The following is a 21,527-nucleotide window of genomic DNA, read 5'->3' on the forward strand; positions in this document are numbered from 1 at the left end:
ATAAAAAGAAAACATTAGTAATTATCATCTGTTTTTTTACTTTAGCCTAAATTTATATAGTAATGGAGAGCATTAGTATTTTTGACATGCTTAAAATCGGCATCGGCCCCTCAAGTTCGCATACACTAGGACCATGGCGAGCCGCTGAGCGCTGGATCAAAGAACTTAAAGATACCGGAATCTTTAATAAAGTGGAAAAAATAAAGGTTGATTTATACGGTTCTTTATCTCTAACAGGAAAAGGGCATGCCACAGATTTAGCGGTAATATTAGGACTATCGGGGGCAGACCCCGAAACTATTCCGGTTGAAGATATTTCAAAAATTATTAGTATTACGAATACAACAAATACGATAAGTTTTGATGGAAAAAGCAAAGTTCCATTTCGTAAAGAAGCTATCGTTTTTAACCGAGAGTTTTTACCATTTCACGCTAACGGTCTTACATTTACTGCATACATAAATCAAAAAAGCATCTCTTCTACTTTCTATTCAATTGGTGGTGGGTTTGTGGTAAAAGAAGCCTTAGAAAACTCTAAAAAGAAAGAAGATATCTTTAATAATATATTCCCTCATCCTATCCAAAAAGCGAGTGAATTACTAACCTATTGCAACAACTTAAACCTTTCAATCTCTGAAGTAGTTTTAGAAAATGAAAAATCCATTAGATCCGATAAGGAGATAGACTATGAACTTCAACGTATTTGGAATACCATGTTAGAGTGCATGTATATTGGTTGTCATACAGAAGGTAAGTTACCAGGCGGACTTAATGTGCGTCGCCGTGCATTTGATATGCATCAAAAATTAATAGGTGATTTACCTTATGCTTCTTTCAATGAGTGGTTAGAAACCATTCGAAAAACCGAAGTTAAGTTCAGACAAATACTTAAATGGGTAAGCTGTTTTGCACTAAGTGTAAATGAGGTGAATGCCTCTCTAGGACGTGTTGTCACTGCACCAACCAATGGAAGTGCAGGTGTGATTCCAGCTGTTTTAATGTATTATATGGTGATCGAAAATCATCATGCTGATTTTAAACATATAAAACAGTTCTTATTAGTGGCCGGAGAAATTGGTAGTATTTTTAAAAAGGGCGCCACAATATCGGCTGCCATGGGTGGCTGCCAGGCAGAAATAGGTGTATCTTCGGCTATGGCCGCTGGTGCTTTATGTGAATTGCTAGGAGGAACACCAGAGCAAGTAATGATTGCATCCGAAATTGCCATGGAACATCATTTAGGCTTAACCTGTGATCCTATTGCAGGTTTGGTACAAGTACCATGTATTGAGCGCAATTCAATGGGAGCCATCAAAGCTATCAATGCTGCTGAGTTAGCACTAGAAACGGATCCTGAACATGTTAAGGTGCCTTTAGATAAAGTTGTGGATACTATGTGGGAAACTGCTAAAGACATGCATAACAAGTACAAAGAAACTTCTGAAGGAGGATTAGCAGTAAAAGTTAGCTTGACTGATTGCTAGTTAAAATTATTTTATTTTTAACAGCTTCTAAATCGATTTTTAACAGACTTGCACTCAAAACAATTCCAATTAAACTGAATTAGAATTAACCTTTACTTAATTTCGATTTTCTCACCCAAAAATTTGGGTTGTACTCCTGTTAAAATATCTAAAAATACCTTGGTTCTAGCTAAATACTCTCTTAGTTTCACTTTAAGTCCATACCTTCCATGTATATCTTTGGCGTTAAAACCAATAGCATTTATTCCAAAATTCTTAGCTAAATAAATTGCTCTTTCATTATGAAACTCTTGGGAGATAATGGTGATACTATCTTGTCCAAAAATTTCTTTGGCGCGTACCATCGAATCCAAAGTTCTAAAACCAGCATAATCTAGGTAAATTTTATCCTGAGGAATTCCATGATTAACAAGATCATTTTTAAAGGTAGTTGGTTCATCGTAGCTTTTAGTACTATTATCACCACTAATAATTATATAATCTATTCTTTTTGATCTAAAAAGAGAAACTGTTGCATCAATACGATATTTATAATACAAATTAATCGTCCCATTTTGAAGAAATTTAGAAGTTCCTAATACAAGTCCAACTTTATTTTTAGGAATAAGATTTACATTTGAATAGGTTTTTCCTTTACTAACATATTCTATTCTGGTATTTGACCATAAAATAAAAGCTAGCATAATAAAAGAGAGAATGAAACCGACCTTAAATAGCCTAAAGAATCTTCTCTTCATCTATCTTGTAAATACTAACTCAGTTTCAGAAGACATATTAGCATCAAAAGCATAGCCTTCCTTATCAAATCGTTTCAATCCTTCAATAGTATCAACATTATTATCTACTATATAACGTGTCATATACCCACGTGCCAATTTAGCAAAGGTCATTATCGTTTTGTATTGACCATTTTTAAAGTCTTTAAACACACAAGTAATTACAGGAACTTTTAATAGCTTGGGTTTTATTGCCTTAAAATATTCTGCACTCGCCAGATTTACAAATACCTCGCCATCTTCTAACTCTTCGTTTAAAGCTTCAGTGATGGAAGTATCCCAAAACTGATAGAGGTTATCTTTTCTACCAACTTTTAAACGCGTGCCCATTTCTAAACGATAAGGTTGCATTAAATCGAGTGGCTTTAAAAGACCATATTGACCAGAAAGAATACGCAATTTATCTTGCAATTGATCTAATTTTTCCTCCGGTAAAGAATCAATGTCGAAACCTCGATATACATCTCCTTTAAACATATAAATAGCTTGTCGAGCATTATCGGTTGTAAAAGGTAGCGACCAATTTTGATTACGCTCATAATTCAACTGCCCCAGATTATCAGAAATGCTCATAAGCTTTGATAACTGTTTAGCACTTTTCTTTTTTAGTACGCCGGCCAATTTTTCTGATTGTGTTAAAAAAGCTGGTTCCGTATATTTATTAGTAGGTATTTGCGTTTCGCAATCAAGTGATTTGGCAGGTGAGATAACTATTTTCATTTGCTAGATTCTTTTACATGATAAAAATACAACTCAAAATCGCAATCATCAAACTTTTAGTACTTTTAAAATTGATAACTATATTGTTAAAATTTATGGATACATCCGAATACCTTGTTCGCAATGCAAAACCTAACGAATTTAAGATTATAGGCCAATTAATGGTTGCCGTGTATTCACAATTAGAAGGGTTTCCTACACCTAAAGAGCAACCCAAATATTATGATATGCTTGCAAATATCGGTGAGCAAACAAAAAAACCTAAAACTGAATTGTTAATAGCTGCAACTCATTTAGGAGAAATAGTTGGCGGGGTTGTTTATTTCGGTGACATGTACTATTATGGTTCCGGCGGCCCGGCTACTAAAGAGAAAAATGCCTCAGGGTTTCGATTGTTGGCAGTAGCTCCAAATACAAGAGGTAAAGGTATTGGCAAACTATTAAGTTTGGCCTGCGTAGAAAAGGCAAAACAATCAGGTAATAAAACATTAATTATTCATTCTACTGAAGCCATGAAAATAGCTTGGAAGATGTATGAAAAGCTCGGTTTTCAGAGATATGAATACATTGACTTTATGCAAGATAAACTTCCGGTTTATGGATTTAAACTACCTCTTAATTAATTTATGGAAACAATAGCTAAAAGACCAAAAGATATACCGCTCTTATTTATTCATTTTTGGAATATTAGGGATGCCAAGGGTATAGCAAGCTTATTTATAGAAGATGCTGAGTTTATCAATGTTGTTGGGCTATGGTGGCATCATCGTGATGACATTTTCAAAGCTCATGATTATGGACTAAAAAAAATATTTAATAAATCTACTGCCGAATTACGAAAAACAAAGGTAAAGTTCTTACAAGAAGACATCGCCATTGTTCATGCTCGTATGAAACTGAGCAATCAAACTGAAATAAAAGAAGTCGCTAATCCGGCTGACCGAAAGAATATATTCACTTTTGTTGTTCAAAAGAGCGAGGGTAGATGGTTATGTATTGCAGCTCACAATACCGATATTGTGCCAGGAAAAGAAACCCACATTGTAAACGAGGATGGCGAAATCACCGCTGTTGATTATAGAAAAAAGAGCATAAAATAGTGTCAAGTCTTAAAATCATTTGCCAAAATAGATACAAATTAAAAACTTCGTATAATAAAACTCAAAATGAAATCGGAAATTGAAAAATGTTTAGCAGGAGAGCCCTTCAATTCTGCGGCTCCTGAAATACTAAAAATGATTAAAAGGTCGAGAAAATTAACATATAAGTATAATGCTTTACCTTACCATAAGCCCGAGAAAAAGACTAAAGTGTTAAACAAGTTACTAGGCGCGATTGGAGAAAATGTGGCAATCGATGTACCGTTTTATTGTGATTATGGAAATCACATAGAAATAGGAAATAATGTAATCGTAGGTATGAATTGCACCTTTGTTGATTGTAATAAAATTACAATAGGAAATAATGTAATGATTGCCTCCAACGTTCAGATTTACACCTCTACACATCATACTGATAAAAATATAAGATTAAATGAGCATCATAAAAGTGAAGGGCTTCCTTTTTTTAGAACTTTTGCTCTACCTGTCAAAATACACGATAATGTTTGGATTGGAGGTGGTGTTATTATTTTACCTGGTGTTGAAATTGGAAGAAATTCTGTTATTGGAGCTGGTAGTTTAGTGAATAAGTCCATTCCAGAAAACGCAATAGCAATTGGCAATCCTTGTAAGGTAATTAGGGCTCTAAAAAAATAAATATTAATCTTTTCGATTAACAGTATAAGATCTCCACTTCTCTAGTGCGGCAACCATATCATCTGGAATTTTTGAATCAAACTCTAGCCATTTTTTAGTAGTAGGATGTTCAAATCCTAACGTTTTCGCATGCAGTGCTTGGCGAGGTAATATCTTAAAACAATTTTCAACAAATTGTTTGTATTTACTAAAAGTGGTTCCTTTTAAGATTTTATTACCTCCATAACGTTCATCGTTAAATAAAGTATGGCCGATGTGTTTAAAATGTGCTCTAATCTGGTGAGTGCGTCCAGTTTCAAGCTTACACTCAACCAAAGTAACATAACTAAATCTTTCTACTACTTTGTAATGAGTTACAGCGTGTTTTCCATGTTCGCCATCAGGAAAAACATCCATCTGTAAACGATTCTTATAACTTCTACCAATATTGCCAGTGATAGTTCCTTCCTCATCATCTAAATTCCCCCAAACTAAGGCGAGGTACTTTCTATCGGTAGTTCTATCAAAGAATTGCTTTGCTAAATTGGCCATGGCATATTCAGTTTTAGCAACAACCAATAAACCACTCGTATCTTTATCAATTCTATGAATAAGTCCTGGGCGTTCATTAGAATTTTTAGGCAAGTTTTCAATATGATGAATCAAGCCATTTACCAATGTTCCGCTGTAATTACCATGCCCTGGATGCACAACCATACCCGCTGGTTTGTTAACAACAATGAGTGCATCATCTTCGTAAACAATATCAATGGGTATATCTTCTGCTACCAGTAAATTTTCATGTGGTGGATGCGCCAATACCACGCGAACAACATCCTTTGGTTTTATTTTATAATTGGCCTTTACAACCTTTTCGTTTACCAAGACATTACCTGCCTTAACAGCTTGCTGAATTTTATTTCGCGTAGCATTTTCAATAAAGTTCATTAAAAATTTATCAACTCTCAAAGGTTCTTGTCCTTCAGCTGCGATAAACTTAAAATGCTCGTAAAGACCGTCTTGTTCTATTTCGGTTACGTGCTCACTCATTAATTCTGATCTTCATCAACATCACTATCATTTCCTAATTTCCCATCACCAAGTACCAAATCGATAACCGAGTTTTTTGCGATCAACTCGCCCTTCTCAATATCTTTATTATCAAATTTTAATTTTCTAACCACATCTTTACCTATATCTGGTATATACGTAGATTTCCCAATTCTAAATCCTATAGAAGTTAAATGCGTTACCACCTGACGTTTGGTTTTACCTAATACATCGGGAATAGCTATCTTTCTGTAATTGGAAGCATTTAAGGTTAAATAAATCTTTCTACCTTCTTTAACAAAATCGCCTGCTTCTGGATTTTGTTCTATTACAGACCTTGGTGGATAATCAGGATTAAAACTAGCAGAATCTATTACAATACTAGCCAGATCTACCTCTTCTAATTTTTTCTCGGCTTCATCAAATGAAAGTTTTGCCAGGTCTGGTACAGAAATTTTCTGATTGTGATTCGTTCTAAAACCTAAAAACCTAGTCAATAAAAAAACAGCAATTACCAAACTTAGAATCATAGTTATAACTGTTCTAATAAATTGCTTACTTTTTAAATATTGTAATAGTTGCATTCTGGTTGTATTTAGTAGAGGCAAACTTACTTAAAAAACGATAAAAAACGTATTTTTATGGCTTAATCTAGTTTACTTCTAGTAGAATATGAAGAAAAATATTGCCATTATTATGGGAGGCTATTCATCAGAAGTTGAAATTTCTATGATGAGTGGAGAAGTTGTTTATAAACACCTGAACAAGGAAAAATATGATGTTTTTAGAGTTCATATTTTAAAAGAAAAATGGGCGGTCATTACAAATGAAAATGAATATTTAATAGATAAGGGTGATTTCTCTTTTATAAAAAATAACAAAAAAATCACTTTTGATTGTATTTTTAATGCTATTCATGGACATCCGGGAGAAGACGGAACAATTTTAGCATACTTTGAACTTTTAGGAATTAAACATACTTCTGCCCCATTTTATCAAATGGCGCTAACGTTTAATAAACGTGACACCTTAAGCGTAGTACGTCATTATGGAATCAAAGCTGCAACCTCGGTTTATTTAGATAATGGTGATAAAATCAATGAAGATGAAATTTTAGAAACAGTTGGTTTACCTTGTTTTGTAAAACCCAACAATGCCGGGTCTAGCTTTGGTATCAGTAAGGTTACAAAAAAGAAGCATTTAAAAGAAGCTATTAATTATGCCTTCGCAGAAGATAACGAGATTCTAATAGAGTCATTTTTAGATGGTATTGAAGTTTCCGTTGGCGTTATAGATTATAAAGGAAAAACTAAAGTGCTACCTGCAACTGAAATCGTTTCAGATAATGACTTTTTTGATTATGAAGCAAAATATCTTGGAGCTTCAAAGGAAATTACACCAGCTAGAATTTCTAAAAAACAACTACAGCGTCTTAATTCTGTAGCGAAACAAGTATATGAAATTTTAAACCTAAGTGGATTTTCAAGAGCAGAATATATCTTTATTGGTGATGAGCCTTATTTCTTGGAAATTAATACGGTGCCTGGATTAACAGAAGCTAGCTTATTACCTCAACAGGCTAATGCTGCTAACATTAGCTTAGAAGCATTATTTGGAAATGCAATAGAAACCGCTCTAAATCTTTCTAAAGAAAAGAAATAAATCATTTTCTAAGGAGTTTTTTCTACATTTATACTTTATTAATTCTTCTCCCTAAATGGGAAAATCAAAGAAGGCATGAAAAAAGCACTATTCCCAGGATCTTTTGATCCAATCACTCTTGGTCATTATGATATTATAAAACGCGGTGTTCAATTATTTGACGAGGTAATTGTAGCTATTGGTGTAAATGCCGAGAAAAAATATATGTTTTCGTTAGAAGAGCGAAAACAATTTATAAAAGATGCTTTTAACGATGAACCAAAAGTAAAAGTTGTTACGTATAAAGGCCTAACGGTTGATTTTTGTAAAGAATTAAATATTGATTTTATTCTACGTGGCCTTCGAAACCCAGCAGACTTTGAATTTGAAAAAGCCATTGCTCATACCAATAGGGATCTTGCCCCTATCGAAACTGTTTTTCTTTTAACTGCAGCGCGTACTTCTTATATTTCTTCTTCCATCGTGCGCGATGTAATTCGTAATAATGGTGATTACACCAAGCTTGTTCCAAACAGTGTTATAGTTAAATAACGTGCTGAAATTAAACACGAAATTAAATGTCGGGCAAATGTCGGGTGAAAGACTTCTCAAATAATTGTGCAACTAAATTCTGTAATGTAACATTGTTATGAAATCGCAAAACATACATACAATGAAGCAGCCAGAATTAGGTAAGAAAATTTTAGAGTTAAGAAAGATTAAAGGCTTCACTCAAGAAGAGCTTGTTGAAAAATGCAATCTTAATGTACGAACAATTCAACGTATAGAGGCAGGTGAAGTAACACCAAGAAGCTATACCATAAAATCAATTCTTGATGTGCTGGGCTATGATTTTAACACTATCCTTGATGCTAAATTCTCAAGTCATGCACGCAAATTTCTCAAATTAGCATGGATATTTGGCATCATCTATTTCATTACAGGTTTTTTTGAGTTTGCAGCAGAATATTATCTCATCTATCATGACATGCTTATTTACACCAATCTTTTTTATGTTTTTGTAAAATTAGTTGTATTGGTGAGTTTTTCTTTCTTTATGTACGGGTTTACAATTATCAGTGATATTTTTAAGAATCCCATTCTTAAAATCACTTCATACCTTTTATTAATTTCTTTCTTTTTAGCTATCAGTTTTGACATTCTTTCTTTATACTTTGACCTCTTACCAAGAGAAATTATTTTAACTATAGAATCGATTACTTTTGGATGCATTCAATTGGTTTTTGGAATTGCTTTAATCAAAATAATGAAAGATCTAGGTAATCTTGCTCTAGCAACGGGTATTTTAGAAATTATTACCGGAGCACTACTAATTACTGTTTTTTTAGCCGTTGCTGGCTTAATCGTATATATCCCAGCCATGGTATTTGAAATTATACTACTTTACAAAGCTTCCGATCTTGTTAAGCAGTAAGTTATCATTCTTTTTATTATGAAGAAATTATCTAAATACATTGTATTTACAGTAGTTTTATTATTAATATATTTCTTTTTTGAACCAATTATTCTTTACAACGTTGGTAGGAAAAAGTTACCTAATCTAATAAGTCAAGAGGTAAATCTTAAAACGAATTTTGGGGAAGCCGATAGCATCTTAAAGAATGAATATTTAAAACTCAAAACACCTGCCCTTTCGGTTGCAATCGGTATAAATAATACTATTATTTGGTCAAACTCAATTGGCTTTAAAAACTTGGACAAAAGATTGAAGGTAGACACTAATACTAAATTTAGGATAGGTAGTACTTCTAAAGCACTTACCTCTATGGGAGTTGGTGTTTTGATGCAACAAAATAAATTGAAACTAAATTCGATGGTGAAAGATTATGTTCCGTATATCAGTGAAAAGTTGTCTAAATTAACCTTAGAGCAAACAGCATCTCACACATCGGGAATAAGGAACTATAAAACTTGCCTATGCTTTCCAATTTGGGAGTATTACAATACCCGCGAGTTTTATTCTATCAAAGAAAGCGTGACGGTATTTAATAATGATCATTTGCTATTTGAACCTTCAACTAATTTTAGTTACAGCAGTTATAATTATACATTATTGAGCGCTATGATTGAGGGTGCTTCAAACAGTAATTTTCTAGATTTTATGAGTGAAAATGTGTTCATTCCATTGAATATGCATCATACGATAGCCGATAGAAAAAATCAAAAAGTCACAAATGTTTCGGAATTTTATACTATTAAAGATAACATGTATAAAGAATCTTATGACGTAAATAATAGTAATAAATGGGCAGGCGGTGGATTCTTATCTACTCCAAATGACCTTATAAAATTTGGAAATGCCATGCTAAACAATGCGCTACTAGATAGTACCATCTCGAAAACACTCTTCAGTCCAATAAAACTAAAAAATGGAAATGTTAATAAACAGAATTATGCCTTAGGGTGGAGAAATGACGATAGTCAAGCTGTACTTCAAAACGAGCTAAAAATTAAAGTAATACATCATGGAGGGGTTGCCATGGGTGCTTCAGCGTTACTAATTCTGTTACCAGAATATAATATCACAGTTGCAGTTATGATAAACCGAACCCATGACTCTTTTAAATTATTTGATACGGCCTATAAAATTGCAAGACTATTCATCAATAAAGGAACAGAAAAAATTAATCCAGCACCTTAGACATTACATGATAACGCGGGTCATCAATGTCTTTTAAGATAACGCTAGCAAGTCTTGGAGAGGCCTTTACCATAAGTCGTTGGCAAGAAGGGCTTAAGTGTTTAATTTTCACTCTCTTTCCAACCTCTTCATACTTTCCGATTAAATTAAAAAGAGCTTCTAATGCTGAATGATCAGATACGCGAGATTCTATAAAGTCAATTTCTATGTTATCAGGGTCATTCTTCACATCAAACTTACTGTTAAATGCTTGAATGCTTCCAAAAAATAAAGGCCCCCAAATTTCATAAACTTTCGTTCCATCTTCTTTTTCATATTTTTTTGCTCTGATACGCTTTGCATTTTCCCATGAAAACACCAATGCCGAAATGATTACACCCGCTATTACCGCAATGGCTAAATCAAAAACAACAGTCAACGCAGAAACCGCCACTAAAACTATCACGTCACTCAGTGGAATTTTATTTAAAATTCTAAAACTACTCCAAGCAAAAGTACCAATCACTACCATGAACATTACCCCTACTAGAGCCGCAATAGGAACCTGTTCAATTAAACCAGAAGCAAATAAAATAAATGCTAACAACGCTAATGCAGCTACAATACCAGATAAACGACCTCTACCGCCGCCTTTTATATTGATAATAGACTGGCCGATCATTGCGCAACCACCCATACCACCAAATAAACCAGTAACAATATTAGCACCACCCTGTGCCAAACATTCTCTATTTGAGTTTCCACGGGTTTCAGTAAGCTCATCAACAAGATTTAAAGTCATTAAAGATTCTATAAGTCCAATCGCTGCAAGTATTAATGCATACGGACCAATAAACCTTAAAGTTTCTATGTTTAATGGAACCTTTGAAAAAATATCAGATTGAAATATAGGTAATCCTCCTTTTAAGCCTTCTCCACCTCCATCTTTAATAAAGCTACCAACGGTAGCCACATCTAATCCTCCGAAAATAACAATAGCTGAAACGGCTAAAATAGCTATCAAGGCCTCTGGAAGTTTTTTGTTTAGCTTTGGTAGTCCAAACATAATTCCCATTGTTAGAGCTACGAGGCCAATCATAATCCATAACTCAGTACCATGCATCCAAACCTTTTCGCCATTAACTACTTCTTTAAACATTCCCAATTGAGATAAAAAGATGACAATAGCCAATCCATTTACAAATCCCATCATAACGGGATGAGGAATTAAGCGTACGAACTTACCCAATTTAAATACTCCTGCTAGCATTTGTATAATCCCCATTAAAATAACAGTGGCAAATAGATAGTATAGTCCTAAATTTTCACCTTCTGACCCTAGTGCATTCCCTTCTGCAACCAAATGTACCATCACAACGGCTAAAGCACCGGTAGCACCAGAGATCATTCCCGGTCTACCTCCAAAAACAGAAGTAATTAAGCCAATCATAAACGCGGCATACAAACCCACTAATGGATCAACCCCGGCAACAAAAGCGAAAGCCACCGCTTCAGGCACTAAAGCCAAAGCTACGGTTAAACCACTTAAAATATCATTTTTAGCATTTGCTGCGCGTTTTCTGATAAATTCTGTCATAATGGTAGTTTTTACAAGGCGGCAAAGATACACTAATTTAAAAGCCTGACAAATTGAATTTTAGCCATAAAAAAATCCCACTCACGTGGGATTTTCATACTCGTTTATACTTAACTTACTCTTTTACTAATTTAAAAGAACCTGTTTTATCATTTACTTGTGCTTTTACTAAATAAGTGCCTGAAGATAATGACGCTAAGCTTATGTTATCCTCAATTTTGGAAATGCTTTTCCTTAACACTTCTTGACCTAAAATATTAAAAACACTAATGCTCGAAATTTCTTCATCGGCCTTTAAATGCAATTGGTCTTTTACCGGGTTTGGATAATAATTAAATCCTACCAAATCTAAGTCTCCTGTACTAGCTGTTGCACCACTACCATTAACATTCAATACTATTTTAACATCTGGTCGACCTTGATCAAAAAAACTGGTAGGAGTCGACAAGTTACAATCAGTTGATTGGATATAAGAATTCAACTCATTATCAACAAGAGCATCATCTCCGTCTACATCTCCATCACCATCGATATCACCATCACCATTAACACCGCCTTTATTTGAACCAATTTGAAATCGTACCTCTCCATTTCCACCTACGCCCGGGGCATCGCTAGGCACTGATATTCCAATTGCAAACTTTCCATTAGCTGGAATAGTTGTTGAAATTGCAACATTTCTCATTGTTAATGCTTGATCTTGTAAATTCTCTGTAACCTGAGTCACTAAGGTTAAAGTTCCTGCAGGGAAACCTCCGCTAACTGAATAAATCCCTATAGAAACAGGGAAACCTCCGGCAGGAGCATTTTCTAATTGCTGCACAGCATAATCAATAGATGTAATATCATAGCTGCTGGTAATTCCAAAATCATTTAGATCAAAATATCTATAAAATGTATTATCATTCACATAGATAATGTTTCCATCATCATCTTTAGTTGTACACGCAACGGAATTACCATCTAATATAACTTGAGATGAAGAGTACGTTAATTGTTGTGCAAGGCTAACCTGCATAACAAGAAACATAATAAATACAAGGGAAGTAATTTTTTTCATACGCAATTCTAAATTTCTAATATTTTTATAACTCTATTTAATATATAACAACATTAAGAGATTTTATCCTACTTATTAGGGAGAGCAAATCTACATAATAATTTTATGTTTTCATAAGTGTTAACAAGCACTTTTTGCACTTTAACACTATCTTTCCACACTACTTTTGTAATATTTTCTTCTAATTGAGGATTTAATTTTTGACCGCTATCAGCAAACATTTTATACCAATGTGTAATCTTTAAAATCCTATTGTCATCATATCTATAAACATGATACGTTTCGGTAATAAGACACACAATCTTTGATATGGTCACTCCACATTCTTCTTCTACTTCCCTAACTGCGGCTATTTCTTTAGTTTCTCCTTTTTCAATTTTGCCCTTAGGTAAATCCCATTTATCGTTTCTGTAAATCCAAAGAGTTTCATTTTTTTCATTAAGAACCAAACCTCCCGCAGCTTCAATAATCTCAAAAATAGTTTTGAAATCAATCCAAAGTCTATTCAAATCACTACTATACACATTAATAGATTTTAATGTTCCTATTTCAAGATTATCAATGGTTTCTTCTAAACTAATTTTATCGTAGTTTTTGGCCAGTATTTCTTCCTTTTTCATTGGTTTTTCGGTTAAATAAATTACCGATTCATTGATAAAAATTGTATACATTTGCGGCATGATTTTAGACAAAAATACGGCAAAAAAAACTGCTGAATTGCTTTTACAGATCAAAGCTATTAAACTACAACCCAACGAACCTTTTACTTGGGCTTCTGGCTGGAAATCTCCAATTTATTGTGACAATAGAACAACACTTTCGTTTGTAGAAATTCGTAATTTTTTGCGTGAAGAGCTGGCAAAAATAGTTGAAACCAAATATGGCAAGCCTGATGTAATTGCCGGGGTAGCAACCGGTGCCATAGCCATTGGAGTTTTAGTAGCACAAGAATTAGGTGTTCCATTTGTTTATGTGAGACCTGAACCTAAAAAGCATGGACGTCAAAATCAAATTGAGGGCTATTTAGAAAGTGGCCTGAATGTTGTAGTGGTGGAAGATCTAATAAGTACAGGAAAAAGTAGTTTAAATGCTGTAAAAGCGTTACAAGATTTTGGCGCCACTGTAAAAGGAATGGTTGCAATTTTTTCTTATGGCTTTGATTTTGCAGTAGCTAATTTTGAAAAATCTAATATAGAACTATTAACTTTGAGTGATTATACTAACTTGTTAGAGCAAGCAATAGATACCAATTATATAAACAATACAGAATTAGAAACGCTACAGTTATGGCGCAAGAGCCCTGACACGTGGCAATAATTTATAAATAGAATGAATTTAGAAAGTCCAACAGTTACAACAAGTAAGTCTGCAGAACAAATGTATGAGTTTTTAGCAGATCCGGCTAATTTCGAAAAAATAATGCCTGAGAATATCGACAAATTCGAAACTCGTGAAAACGGTTTTGTTTTTGCATTAAAAGGTATGCCAGAAATCAAACTAATAGTAAAAGAATTAGTACCAAATAGCACGGTAGTTTTAGGCGCAGCTAGCGATAAGATACCATTTACTTTAACTGGTAATATTTACGAAATTGATGATGAATCTAGTGAGGTTCAACTTGTTTTTGATGGTACGTTTAACCCGATGATGGCGATGATGGTTAAAAGTCCTTTAAAGAAATTTATTAGAATCTTAAGTGAAAATATAGAACAGCTTTAAATAAATTGAATCTCTTTTAAGTCAAAAGATCTTACGGATTCATCTTCTATTTCAACAAGCAAATTTCCTAGTTCGTTAATACCAAGTATTTTTCCCATAAACTGGAACCCCGATGGTTCTTTATACATAGCAGGGGTATTAATTCTATATAGATGCTTGTGATAGTTCTTTCTAATAGTAGAGAAAGCTTTTTGCTCAATTTGCTGTACTAATAGCTTAAGTTCTCTAATGATTTCATCTAGTAGAGATACTTTGTCAAAATTGTTGCCAGAAATTAACTTCATTGAAGTTGCTTTAGATAAACCGGCATCAAACTTTATTTGATTTACATTTAAACCTACTCCAATAATAGCGCGTGTAATATTGGCGTTATTGACAGTATTCTCAATCAAAATTCCGCATAATTTTTTTGAATGTGACAAAATGTCGTTAGGCCATTTTATGCTTAATCTATCAGGAATATATTTATAGAGTACATTAAGAATTGCCAGTGACACAATACAATTTAGATAAAAGGCATTTTCAGCTTTTAAATCATTAAATTCACATAAAACGCTAAATGTTAGGTTTTTACCAGGCTTAGACTGCCATTTATTCTTAAATTGCCCTTTACCGGCAGTTTGGTTTTCAGCGATAATAACTGTCCAGTTTTCTACGTTAGTATTCTGTACCAAATCTTTTAAAAAAATACTGGTAGAATCTATGGCATCAAGTTTGACTAGTTTCATATATATTTATACAAATATAACATTTCATTAACGATAAAATATAATACCTTTGTGGTAATCATTAAAGCATTTGAATGACGAAGATTAAAGTGAGTTCTGATCAGTTGATAACTGAAATTATTAAGGGAATTGAAAAAGTAAAAGGCGATAATATAAGCATTTTAGACCTAAGAGAAATAGAGAATACCGTTTGTGATTATTTTGTGATTTGCGAAGGAAATTCTAATACTCAGGTAAACGCAATCACCGGATCAGTTCAAAAAGTAGTAAGTAAATCATTAAAAGATAAGCCTTGGCATGTAGAAGGTGAAGCTAATGCAGAGTGGGTGTTGATAGACTACGTTAATGTTGTTGTTCACATTTTTCAAAAACAAGTGCGGGAATTCTACGATATAGAAAGCCTTTGGGGAGACGCCAAAATTACTTCAATCCAAACCACTTACTAAATTAACGTTTACAGTATTTTATGAGTCAAGACAAAAAAAATAATAAACCATTTAAGGAGTTTAAATTCAAATTTAATTTTTATTGGGTTTATGGAATTCTTTTCGCATTGATAATTGGATATCAATTCTTTAATAATGCAGATTTAAATACCGATAAATTATCTAACAACGAATTTAAAACTATCCTTCAGAACAATGATATTAAGAAGATTATCATTGTTAATGATGATTTCGCACAAATCATTATTAAGGAGAATGCTCTAGATAAAGATAAACATAAATCAAAAACAAGTAGCCCATTCTTTAATAAATCAAAACCATTGTATGTGTTTGATTTTGGTGATCTACAAAATTTTGAGAATGAATTAAAATCAGCAAAGACAGAATATGCTCTTGATTTTGACCGGGATAATGCCAAACAGACTAATATTTGGGATGGTATTTTTATGTGGTTACCCTTTATTTTTATTATAGTTATCTGGATTTTCATTATGCGCCGTATGTCGGGTTCTGGTGGTGGTGGCGGTCCAGGCGGACAAATATTCAATATTGGTAAGTCAAAGGCGAAACTTTTTGATCAAGATCAGAAGGTACAAACTTCTTTTAAAGATGTTGCTGGTTTAGAGGGAGCGAAAGAAGAAGTTCAAGAAATTGTGGATTTTTTAAGAAACCCTGATAAATATACCAAACTAGGTGGTAAAATACCAAAGGGAGCATTACTAGTAGGTCCTCCGGGAACTGGTAAAACCCTTTTGGCAAAAGCCGTTGCTGGCGAAGCTAAAGTGCCTTTCTTTTCACTTTCGGGCTCAGATTTTGTTGAAATGTTTGTTGGTGTTGGTGCTTCTCGTGTGAGAGACCTATTTAAACAAGCTGCTCAAAAATCACCATCTATTATCTTTATTGACGAAATTGATGCTATTGGTCGTGCCAGAGGTAGAAATAATATTACGGGAGGTAACGATGAGCGAGAGAATACTTTAAATCAATTGCTAACAGAGATGGATGGCTTTGGTACTGATACCAACGTGATTGTGCTAGCTGCTACCAACCGCGCTGATGTACTTGATAAAGCTTTAATGCGTGCCGGAAGATTTGATAGACAAATCTATGTTGATTTACCAGATATGAATGAGCGTAGAGAAATCTTTCAAGTGCATGTTAAGCCTTTAAAGTTAGATGGCAACGTAGACATTGAATTTTTAGCCAAGCAGACTCCTGGTTTTTCAGGTGCAGACATTGCTAATGTATGTAATGAAGCTGCTTTAGGTGCTGCACGAAATAACAATAAAACAGTAACGCATCAAGATTTCTTAGATGCCGTTGATAGAATTGTTGGTGGTTTAGAGAAGAAAAATAAAATTATCACCAAAAAAGAAAAAGAAACTATTGCATATCATGAAGCCGGTCATGCTACCGTAAGTTGGATGTTAGAGCATGCTGCTCCTTTAGTAAAGGTAACAATAGTGCCGAGAGGACAGTCATTAGGTGCTGCATGGTACTTACCAGAAGAGCGCATGATTGTTCGTACCGAACAAATGCTAGATGAAATGTGTGCAACTTTAGGTGGTAGAGCCGCTGAGAAAATCATCTTTGATAAAATTTCTACAGGTGCTCTTAGCGATCTTGAAAAAGTTACAAAACAGGCACGCGCTATGGTGGCAGTGTATGGTTTGAGCGATAAATTAGGCAACATTACTTACTATGACTCCAGTGGTCAGTCTGATTATAATTTCTCAAAACCTTATAGTGAAGAAACTGCTCAATTAATCGACAAAGAGATTTCTAAAATTATTGAAGCACAATATGAACGTGCTCAAGAAATTTTAAAGAAACATAAAAAAGAATTGACAGAATTAGCTGATTTACTATTAGAGAAAGAGGTGATTTTTAGCGATGATCTCGAGCGTATTTTTGGTAAGCGTCCTTTCAAAAAGGAGCCCCTTGCGTACCCTAAAGAGAAAGCTGCTGAAAAAACGGCATCTAAAGAAGAAAAACAAGATAGTAAAGAAGACAGTCCGTTAAAAGATTTAAACAATGAGGGCGAGATTTCAACAGAATTCGCTTAGTCTGTCCAGTTTTATTATTTTTGATTAGCTCATAGAAGAATAATGCATGAACTTATTCAAAAAACTTTTCAATTCTAAAAAAGACTTTTCACCACAAAATATACAAAGGTCTGCTGTAGCAACAGATACGGCAGACCTTTCTTTGGATGATATTTTTGTTCACAACTTCATAAAAAAGGGAGGCAAGTTCTTATACTGCACTCATCAAGAAGAAGTTAATCAAAACTTATTAAACATAATTGAGGAGAACCATTGGAACGAAATAGCTTGTTTAGACAATGATCTAGGTAAGCTATTAACTATTATTGGTAAACATAACACAAATAATTTCTCAGCAAACAATCCTGTACTTACGTTCTGTGAACATTTAGTATCTGACAATGGTAGTGTGATGTTTTCTTCGAATCAAGTACAGCAATACAAATTATCAAAATTACCAGATCACTTTATTGTTTTAGCCAGAACGAGTCAATTGGTGAGAACTACAAGTGAAGGGTTGATGGCTATTCGTAAAAATTATGTGCATAATTTCCCTACTAATATCAGTTCTATTAAAAGTTATATGCCCGGTAAGGCTGCCGATGATTTTTTAAGCTACGGTAATGCCAATGCCAAAAATTTGTACTTACTTTTGTTAGAAGACTTGTAAAAAATGAAAGAACTATTGATTCGAGCCACTTCCGGCTTAGCGTATGTTGCTATAATTGTGGGGTCTGCATTACATAGTAAAGAATCGTTCTATATCGTTTTTTTTGTATTAATGATGCTTTGCCTTTATGAATTCAAAAAGCTTATAAACTTAAAGTACAACTGGGTTTTCGTAGTTGCATCACTCATTTATTTTAGATTTGCTGAACTCCCTATACTTAATTCTAAATATTTTCAGTTCTTTGTTATTATCTCGTTATTTATCCCATTTATATATCAATTATTCATAACCAAAATAAGTATTACTTCTAGTAAGATTGGGCATTTCTTTTTAGCAATAGCTTATATTGTGTTGCCATTTACTTTTATGACGAGTATTCCTTTTATTAACGGTGAGTATCATCCAAAAACTATTATTTCAATTTTTATCTTGATTTGGACCAATGACACCTTTGCATATCTGGTAGGCAGTACAGTAGGCAAAACAAAGCTCTACGAAAAAATTTCACCAAATAAAACAGTTGAAGGGGCCTTAGGAGGCATGATTGCTACTGTAGTAGCTGCTTATTTTTTAGCACAATACGTTCCTATTTTAACATTAGTTAGTTGGTTGATTATTGCAATACTGGCAGTGATCTTTGGGCTATTAGGTGATTTAATTGAATCAAAATTTAAGCGGGAAGCACAGGTAAAAGATAGTAGCAATTTGATTCCCGGACACGGTGGCTTCTTAGATAGACTAGATAGTATTATCTTCGCTGCTCCTTTTGTTTACGTATATTTACACTTATTTTACTAAGCATGTTTCATAAAGAAGGTTATAAAATTATTATTACTACGATCATAATTTTAACGGCACTATTTTTATTAATTGATCAATTCGTTACGGTCGATTGGTTGAATAGACTGTTAATGTTTGTTTTACTAATACTATTCATACTAATACTACAGTTTTTTAGAAACCCAAAACGTGTAACGATTGAGAATTTAGACCAAATTATTGCTCCTGTAGACGGAAAAGTAGTCGTGATCGAAGAAGTTGAAGAAAAAGAATATTTCAAAGATAAGCGCAGGCAAGTATCTATCTTCATGTCTCCGGTTAACGTGCACGTTACTCGTTATCCTATTAGCGGAAAAGTTAATTTCAGCAAATATCATCCTGGGAAATATTTAGTGGCTTGGCATCCAAAATCATCTGAAGAAAATGAACGTACTACCATTGTTGTTGAAAACAAAAATGTAGGTGAAATCTTATACAGGCAAATTGCTGGAGCTCTCGCAAGACGAATCGTTAACTACGCAAATGAAGGTGAAGAAGTAAAACAGGGTACAGATGCTGGTTTTATAAAGTTTGGATCAAGAGTAGATATTTTTTTACCTTTACATATGAAGGTAAATGTAGCTTTAGATCAAAAAGCGAAGGGAGGGATTACTGTAATTGCTGAAAACACCTAATGGTGATCGGTATGGAAGAAGTTAATAGAAAGTTTGAAAAGGCCTATAAAATTTCTTCTTCAATGAAGGAAAAATTACCCCCTGACATCATGCTAAAGCTATATGCCTATTATAAACAAGCTACAAAGGGTACTAATTACACAACTCCTTCCGGTGAAAATGAAGTTAGAAATGCCTTTAAATTAAATGCTTGGTTTCAAATTAACATGCTTACTGAAGAGGAAGCTAAAAAACATTATATTGAATTAGTAGAAGCCATAACTGAACAAAATATCGAATAACGTTTATGAAAAAAATAGCTCTTTTTACGCTCGTATTTGCATTTCTTTTAACATCATGTAAGAAAGAAGTAAAAAAGGAATCGGCAAAATTCTCTGTTATTGCAGAGACTATCACTGTAAATTGGACTGGTTATAAAACCACCTCTAAAATTCCTGTTAAAGGTCAATTTAAAACCGTTGAAATTGCAAATAGTAAAGAAGCCGCTACTGCCTTAGAAGCTTTAAACGGCACTACATTTAGCTTACCCGTTAGCAGCTTATTTTCTGGTGATGAAGAACGTGATGGTAAATTAAAGCAACTTTTCTTTGAAGTAATGGATGCAACTGTTGCGTTAACAGGTACTTTAAATTTAAACGAAGATGGTAAAGGAACTGTGAATCTAAAAATGAACAATGTAAGTAAAGAAATACCGGTTACTTATATTGCAAGCGGACAATTAGTTGAACTTAGTGGTACATTAGATATTGTTAATGATTTTCAAGCCACTGCAGCCTTAGAATCGATTAGTAAAGCCTGTTTTGAATTACATAAAGGCCCAGATCTAGTTAGTAAAACATGGAGCGAAGTAGGTATTGATGCCGCTATTTATCTAAGAAAAAAATAAACGAGGTCTATTGAGAAGGCAACTACTATGACAAACCGTTATCAAATAAGATTAGTACATGCCATAATGATTTTCAGTTGCTCGTTCTTAATTTGCTTAGCAGTTTCTTGTAAAAAACAATCTCATTCTATAAAAGAATCGAATGACTCCACCCGAAAACTCATAGACCTATCTCATGATTTTTCAGAGGAAACCATTTACTGGGTTACTTCTAAAGAATTCAAATTAGATACTGTTTATGCTGGGCAAAACCCTAAAGGGTTTTATTATACTGCCAATAATTTTAGTACGGCAGAACATGGAGGTACACATATTGATGCTCCTATTCACTTTGCTGAAAATAGGCAAACGGTAGATCAAATACCTCTTGAGAATCTCATTGGCAATGCTATTAAAATTGATATTACTTCAAAAGCACTTCATAATCCTGATTACCTTATAAGTATAGAAGATCTAAAGAATTGGGAAAAGGTAGCGGGAGTTAAAATTCCTGATGAAAGTATCGTTTTATTGCAAACAGGGTATTCAACCTATTATCCAGACAAAATGAAATATCTTGGAACCAATGAACGCGGTCAGCATGCCATAAAACAGCTCCACTTTCCAGGCCTTTCTCCTGAAGCAGCCGAATGGTTAGTACTGAACCGAAATATCAACGCCATAGGGATTGATACACCTAGTATAGATTATGGACAATCGGAATATTTTAAAAGTCATGTCATTTTATTAGATAAGAACATACCCGTTTTTGAAAATCTTACTAATCTTGAACAATTACCAAATAAAGATTTTGAGATTATCGCGCTTCCAATGAAAATAAAAGGAGGAAGCGGAGCTCCTTTAAGAGTTGTTGCTGTTTTAAACAACTAATCAA

The 21,527-nt window shown here is 33.7% G+C and carries 26 protein-coding genes; 18 read left to right on the forward strand and 8 right to left on the reverse strand.

The window, feature by feature from the left end:
• Positions 1-62: 62 nt before the first annotated feature.
• Positions 63-1,484, forward strand: a complete 1,422-nt coding sequence (locus AC1EUU_RS06985) for an L-serine ammonia-lyase (protein ID WP_480200669.1) — start codon at positions 63-65, stop codon at positions 1,482-1,484.
• A gap of 92 nt (positions 1,485-1,576) precedes the next feature.
• On the opposite strand, the gene AC1EUU_RS06990 is transcribed toward AC1EUU_RS06985, so the two are convergent.
• A complete protein-coding gene (locus AC1EUU_RS06990) occupies positions 1,577-2,167 on the reverse strand; it encodes a SanA/YdcF family protein (RefSeq protein WP_480200670.1) in 591 nt (196 codons plus the stop codon).
• Between the two features lie 54 nt (positions 2,168-2,221).
• Positions 2,222-2,980 carry a peroxide stress protein YaaA gene (gene yaaA, locus AC1EUU_RS06995; protein WP_480200671.1) on the reverse strand — a complete coding sequence of 253 codons (759 nt, stop codon included), beginning with the start codon at positions 2,978-2,980 and terminating at the stop codon, positions 2,222-2,224.
• Between the two features lie 95 nt (positions 2,981-3,075).
• Between yaaA and AC1EUU_RS07000 the strand changes: the two genes are divergently transcribed.
• The 3 genes from AC1EUU_RS07000 to AC1EUU_RS07010 all read left to right on the forward strand — a co-directional run bounded on the left by AC1EUU_RS07000 (position 3,076) and on the right by AC1EUU_RS07010 (position 4,737).
• Entirely contained in the window at positions 3,076-3,603 is a 528-nt protein-coding gene (locus AC1EUU_RS07000; protein ID WP_480200672.1) for a GNAT family N-acetyltransferase, read from the forward strand.
• A 3-nt stretch (positions 3,604-3,606) separates the two neighbouring features.
• Positions 3,607-4,080 carry an SgcJ/EcaC family oxidoreductase gene (locus tag AC1EUU_RS07005; protein ID WP_480200673.1) on the forward strand — a complete coding sequence of 158 codons (474 nt, stop codon included), beginning with the start codon at positions 3,607-3,609 and terminating at the stop codon, positions 4,078-4,080.
• Between the two features lie 66 nt (positions 4,081-4,146).
• Positions 4,147-4,737 (forward strand): sugar O-acetyltransferase, encoded by a 591-nt coding sequence (locus AC1EUU_RS07010; protein ID WP_480200674.1) that lies wholly within the window; start codon positions 4,147-4,149, stop codon positions 4,735-4,737.
• A 3-nt stretch (positions 4,738-4,740) separates the two neighbouring features.
• Here the strand turns inward: AC1EUU_RS07010 and AC1EUU_RS07015 are convergent, their stop codons facing one another.
• Positions 4,741-5,766, reverse strand: a complete 1,026-nt coding sequence (locus tag AC1EUU_RS07015) for an RluA family pseudouridine synthase (RefSeq protein ID WP_480200675.1) — start codon at positions 5,764-5,766, stop codon at positions 4,741-4,743.
• A complete protein-coding gene (locus AC1EUU_RS07020) occupies positions 5,766-6,350 on the reverse strand; it encodes a PASTA domain-containing protein (protein ID WP_480200676.1) in 585 nt (194 codons plus the stop codon). The genes AC1EUU_RS07015 and AC1EUU_RS07020 overlap by 1 nt, the downstream gene beginning before the upstream one ends.
• An 88-nt stretch (positions 6,351-6,438) precedes the next feature.
• On the opposite strand from AC1EUU_RS07020, the gene AC1EUU_RS07025 reads away from it, so the two are divergent.
• From AC1EUU_RS07025 to AC1EUU_RS07040, 4 genes are all read left to right on the forward strand, one after another.
• Positions 6,439-7,428 (forward strand): D-alanine--D-alanine ligase, encoded by a 990-nt coding sequence (locus AC1EUU_RS07025; protein WP_480200677.1) that lies wholly within the window; start codon positions 6,439-6,441, stop codon positions 7,426-7,428.
• Between the two features lie 75 nt (positions 7,429-7,503).
• Positions 7,504-7,959, forward strand: a complete 456-nt coding sequence (gene coaD, locus AC1EUU_RS07030; RefSeq protein WP_480200678.1) for a pantetheine-phosphate adenylyltransferase — start codon at positions 7,504-7,506, stop codon at positions 7,957-7,959.
• A gap of 121 nt (positions 7,960-8,080) precedes the next feature.
• Positions 8,081-8,842 carry a helix-turn-helix domain-containing protein gene (locus tag AC1EUU_RS07035; protein ID WP_480200679.1) on the forward strand — a complete coding sequence of 254 codons (762 nt, stop codon included), beginning with the start codon at positions 8,081-8,083 and terminating at the stop codon, positions 8,840-8,842.
• Positions 8,843-8,860: 18 nt separating this feature from the next.
• On the forward strand, positions 8,861-10,069 hold the full coding sequence (locus AC1EUU_RS07040) for a serine hydrolase domain-containing protein (protein ID WP_480200680.1): 1,209 nt from the start codon (positions 8,861-8,863) through the stop codon (positions 10,067-10,069).
• On the opposite strand, the gene AC1EUU_RS07045 is transcribed toward AC1EUU_RS07040, so the two are convergent.
• The 3 genes from AC1EUU_RS07045 to AC1EUU_RS07055 all read right to left on the reverse strand — a co-directional run bounded on the left by AC1EUU_RS07045 (position 10,053) and on the right by AC1EUU_RS07055 (position 13,376).
• Positions 10,053-11,645, reverse strand: coding sequence for a SulP family inorganic anion transporter (locus AC1EUU_RS07045; RefSeq protein ID WP_480200681.1), 1,593 nt, complete (start codon positions 11,643-11,645; stop codon positions 10,053-10,055). The genes AC1EUU_RS07040 and AC1EUU_RS07045 overlap by 17 nt on opposite strands.
• A gap of 115 nt (positions 11,646-11,760) precedes the next feature.
• Positions 11,761-12,663, reverse strand: a complete 903-nt coding sequence (locus AC1EUU_RS07050) for a T9SS type A sorting domain-containing protein (RefSeq protein WP_480200682.1) — start codon at positions 12,661-12,663, stop codon at positions 11,761-11,763.
• Between the two features lie 110 nt (positions 12,664-12,773).
• Positions 12,774-13,376, reverse strand: a complete 603-nt coding sequence (locus AC1EUU_RS07055; RefSeq protein ID WP_480200683.1) for an NUDIX hydrolase — start codon at positions 13,374-13,376, stop codon at positions 12,774-12,776.
• 7 nt (positions 13,377-13,383) lie between these two features.
• On the opposite strand from AC1EUU_RS07055, the gene pyrE reads away from it, so the two are divergent.
• Both pyrE and AC1EUU_RS07065 read left to right on the forward strand, forming a co-directional pair.
• Positions 13,384-14,022, forward strand: coding sequence for an orotate phosphoribosyltransferase (gene pyrE, locus AC1EUU_RS07060; protein WP_480200684.1), 639 nt, complete (start codon positions 13,384-13,386; stop codon positions 14,020-14,022).
• Positions 14,023-14,034: 12 nt separating this feature from the next.
• Positions 14,035-14,424 (forward strand): STK_08120 family protein, encoded by a 390-nt coding sequence (locus AC1EUU_RS07065; RefSeq protein WP_480200685.1) that lies wholly within the window; start codon positions 14,035-14,037, stop codon positions 14,422-14,424.
• On the opposite strand, the gene AC1EUU_RS07070 is transcribed toward AC1EUU_RS07065, so the two are convergent.
• A complete protein-coding gene (locus AC1EUU_RS07070) occupies positions 14,421-15,152 on the reverse strand; it encodes a biotin--[acetyl-CoA-carboxylase] ligase (protein ID WP_480200686.1) in 732 nt (243 codons plus the stop codon). The two genes, AC1EUU_RS07065 and AC1EUU_RS07070, sit on opposite strands and share 4 nt — an antisense overlap.
• A gap of 74 nt (positions 15,153-15,226) precedes the next feature.
• On the opposite strand from AC1EUU_RS07070, the gene rsfS reads away from it, so the two are divergent.
• Genes rsfS through AC1EUU_RS07110 form a run of 8 tightly spaced genes read left to right on the forward strand, consistent with a single transcriptional unit; the run spans position 15,227 to position 21,523 of the window.
• Entirely contained in the window at positions 15,227-15,598 is a 372-nt protein-coding gene (gene rsfS / locus AC1EUU_RS07075; RefSeq protein ID WP_480200687.1) for a ribosome silencing factor, read from the forward strand.
• A 20-nt stretch (positions 15,599-15,618) separates the two neighbouring features.
• Positions 15,619-17,664 (forward strand): ATP-dependent zinc metalloprotease FtsH, encoded by a 2,046-nt coding sequence (ftsH, locus tag AC1EUU_RS07080; RefSeq protein ID WP_480200688.1) that lies wholly within the window; start codon positions 15,619-15,621, stop codon positions 17,662-17,664.
• 46 nt (positions 17,665-17,710) lie between these two features.
• Positions 17,711-18,313, forward strand: coding sequence for an LUD domain-containing protein (locus tag AC1EUU_RS07085; RefSeq protein ID WP_480200689.1), 603 nt, complete (start codon positions 17,711-17,713; stop codon positions 18,311-18,313).
• A gap of 3 nt (positions 18,314-18,316) precedes the next feature.
• Positions 18,317-19,111: a phosphatidate cytidylyltransferase gene (locus AC1EUU_RS07090; protein WP_480200690.1), complete on the forward strand. Its 795-nt coding sequence runs from the start codon at positions 18,317-18,319 to the stop codon at positions 19,109-19,111.
• Between the two features lie 2 nt (positions 19,112-19,113).
• Positions 19,114-19,767, forward strand: coding sequence for a phosphatidylserine decarboxylase family protein (locus tag AC1EUU_RS07095; RefSeq protein ID WP_480200691.1), 654 nt, complete (start codon positions 19,114-19,116; stop codon positions 19,765-19,767).
• An 11-nt stretch (positions 19,768-19,778) separates the two neighbouring features.
• Positions 19,779-20,048 carry an acyl-CoA-binding protein gene (locus tag AC1EUU_RS07100; RefSeq protein WP_480200692.1) on the forward strand — a complete coding sequence of 90 codons (270 nt, stop codon included), beginning with the start codon at positions 19,779-19,781 and terminating at the stop codon, positions 20,046-20,048.
• 5 nt (positions 20,049-20,053) lie between these two features.
• Positions 20,054-20,653, forward strand: a complete 600-nt coding sequence (locus tag AC1EUU_RS07105) for a YceI family protein (protein ID WP_480200693.1) — start codon at positions 20,054-20,056, stop codon at positions 20,651-20,653.
• Between the two features lie 27 nt (positions 20,654-20,680).
• Positions 20,681-21,523, forward strand: a complete 843-nt coding sequence (locus AC1EUU_RS07110; RefSeq protein ID WP_480200694.1) for a cyclase family protein — start codon at positions 20,681-20,683, stop codon at positions 21,521-21,523.
• Positions 21,524-21,527 lie beyond the last annotated feature (4 nt).

This window comes from Maritimimonas sp. 2205BS37-2, from assembly GCF_056591755.1.

Bases quoted from the DNA above. Each gene is read 5' to 3' on its own strand.
- AC1EUU_RS06985 (WP_480200669.1), top strand. From the start codon at position 63: ATGGAGAGCATTAGTATTTTTGACATGCTTAAAATCGGCATCGGCCCC.
- AC1EUU_RS06990 (WP_480200670.1), bottom strand. From the start codon at position 2,167: ATGCTAGCTTTTATTTTATGGTCAAATACCAGAATAGAATATGTTAGT.
- yaaA (WP_480200671.1), bottom strand. From the start codon at position 2,980: ATGAAAATAGTTATCTCACCTGCCAAATCACTTGATTGCGAAACGCAA.
- AC1EUU_RS07000 (WP_480200672.1), top strand. From the start codon at position 3,076: ATGGATACATCCGAATACCTTGTTCGCAATGCAAAACCTAACGAATTT.
- AC1EUU_RS07005 (WP_480200673.1), top strand. From the start codon at position 3,607: ATGGAAACAATAGCTAAAAGACCAAAAGATATACCGCTCTTATTTATT.
- AC1EUU_RS07010 (WP_480200674.1), top strand. From the start codon at position 4,147: ATGAAATCGGAAATTGAAAAATGTTTAGCAGGAGAGCCCTTCAATTCT.
- AC1EUU_RS07015 (WP_480200675.1), bottom strand. From the start codon at position 5,766: ATGAGTGAGCACGTAACCGAAATAGAACAAGACGGTCTTTACGAGCAT.
- AC1EUU_RS07020 (WP_480200676.1), bottom strand. From the start codon at position 6,350: ATGCAACTATTACAATATTTAAAAAGTAAGCAATTTATTAGAACAGTT.
- AC1EUU_RS07025 (WP_480200677.1), top strand. From the start codon at position 6,439: ATGAAGAAAAATATTGCCATTATTATGGGAGGCTATTCATCAGAAGTT.
- coaD (WP_480200678.1), top strand. From the start codon at position 7,504: ATGAAAAAAGCACTATTCCCAGGATCTTTTGATCCAATCACTCTTGGT.
- AC1EUU_RS07035 (WP_480200679.1), top strand. From the start codon at position 8,081: ATGAAGCAGCCAGAATTAGGTAAGAAAATTTTAGAGTTAAGAAAGATT.
- AC1EUU_RS07040 (WP_480200680.1), top strand. From the start codon at position 8,861: ATGAAGAAATTATCTAAATACATTGTATTTACAGTAGTTTTATTATTA.
- AC1EUU_RS07045 (WP_480200681.1), bottom strand. From the start codon at position 11,645: ATGACAGAATTTATCAGAAAACGCGCAGCAAATGCTAAAAATGATATT.
- AC1EUU_RS07050 (WP_480200682.1), bottom strand. From the start codon at position 12,663: ATGCAGGTTAGCCTTGCACAACAATTAACGTACTCTTCATCTCAAGTT.
- AC1EUU_RS07055 (WP_480200683.1), bottom strand. From the start codon at position 13,376: ATGTATACAATTTTTATCAATGAATCGGTAATTTATTTAACCGAAAAA.
- pyrE (WP_480200684.1), top strand. From the start codon at position 13,384: ATGATTTTAGACAAAAATACGGCAAAAAAAACTGCTGAATTGCTTTTA.
- AC1EUU_RS07065 (WP_480200685.1), top strand. From the start codon at position 14,035: ATGAATTTAGAAAGTCCAACAGTTACAACAAGTAAGTCTGCAGAACAA.
- AC1EUU_RS07070 (WP_480200686.1), bottom strand. From the start codon at position 15,152: ATGAAACTAGTCAAACTTGATGCCATAGATTCTACCAGTATTTTTTTA.
- rsfS (WP_480200687.1), top strand. From the start codon at position 15,227: ATGACGAAGATTAAAGTGAGTTCTGATCAGTTGATAACTGAAATTATT.
- ftsH (WP_480200688.1), top strand. From the start codon at position 15,619: ATGAGTCAAGACAAAAAAAATAATAAACCATTTAAGGAGTTTAAATTC.
- AC1EUU_RS07085 (WP_480200689.1), top strand. From the start codon at position 17,711: ATGAACTTATTCAAAAAACTTTTCAATTCTAAAAAAGACTTTTCACCA.
- AC1EUU_RS07090 (WP_480200690.1), top strand. From the start codon at position 18,317: ATGAAAGAACTATTGATTCGAGCCACTTCCGGCTTAGCGTATGTTGCT.
- AC1EUU_RS07095 (WP_480200691.1), top strand. From the start codon at position 19,114: ATGTTTCATAAAGAAGGTTATAAAATTATTATTACTACGATCATAATT.
- AC1EUU_RS07100 (WP_480200692.1), top strand. From the start codon at position 19,779: ATGGAAGAAGTTAATAGAAAGTTTGAAAAGGCCTATAAAATTTCTTCT.
- AC1EUU_RS07105 (WP_480200693.1), top strand. From the start codon at position 20,054: ATGAAAAAAATAGCTCTTTTTACGCTCGTATTTGCATTTCTTTTAACA.
- AC1EUU_RS07110 (WP_480200694.1), top strand. From the start codon at position 20,681: ATGACAAACCGTTATCAAATAAGATTAGTACATGCCATAATGATTTTC.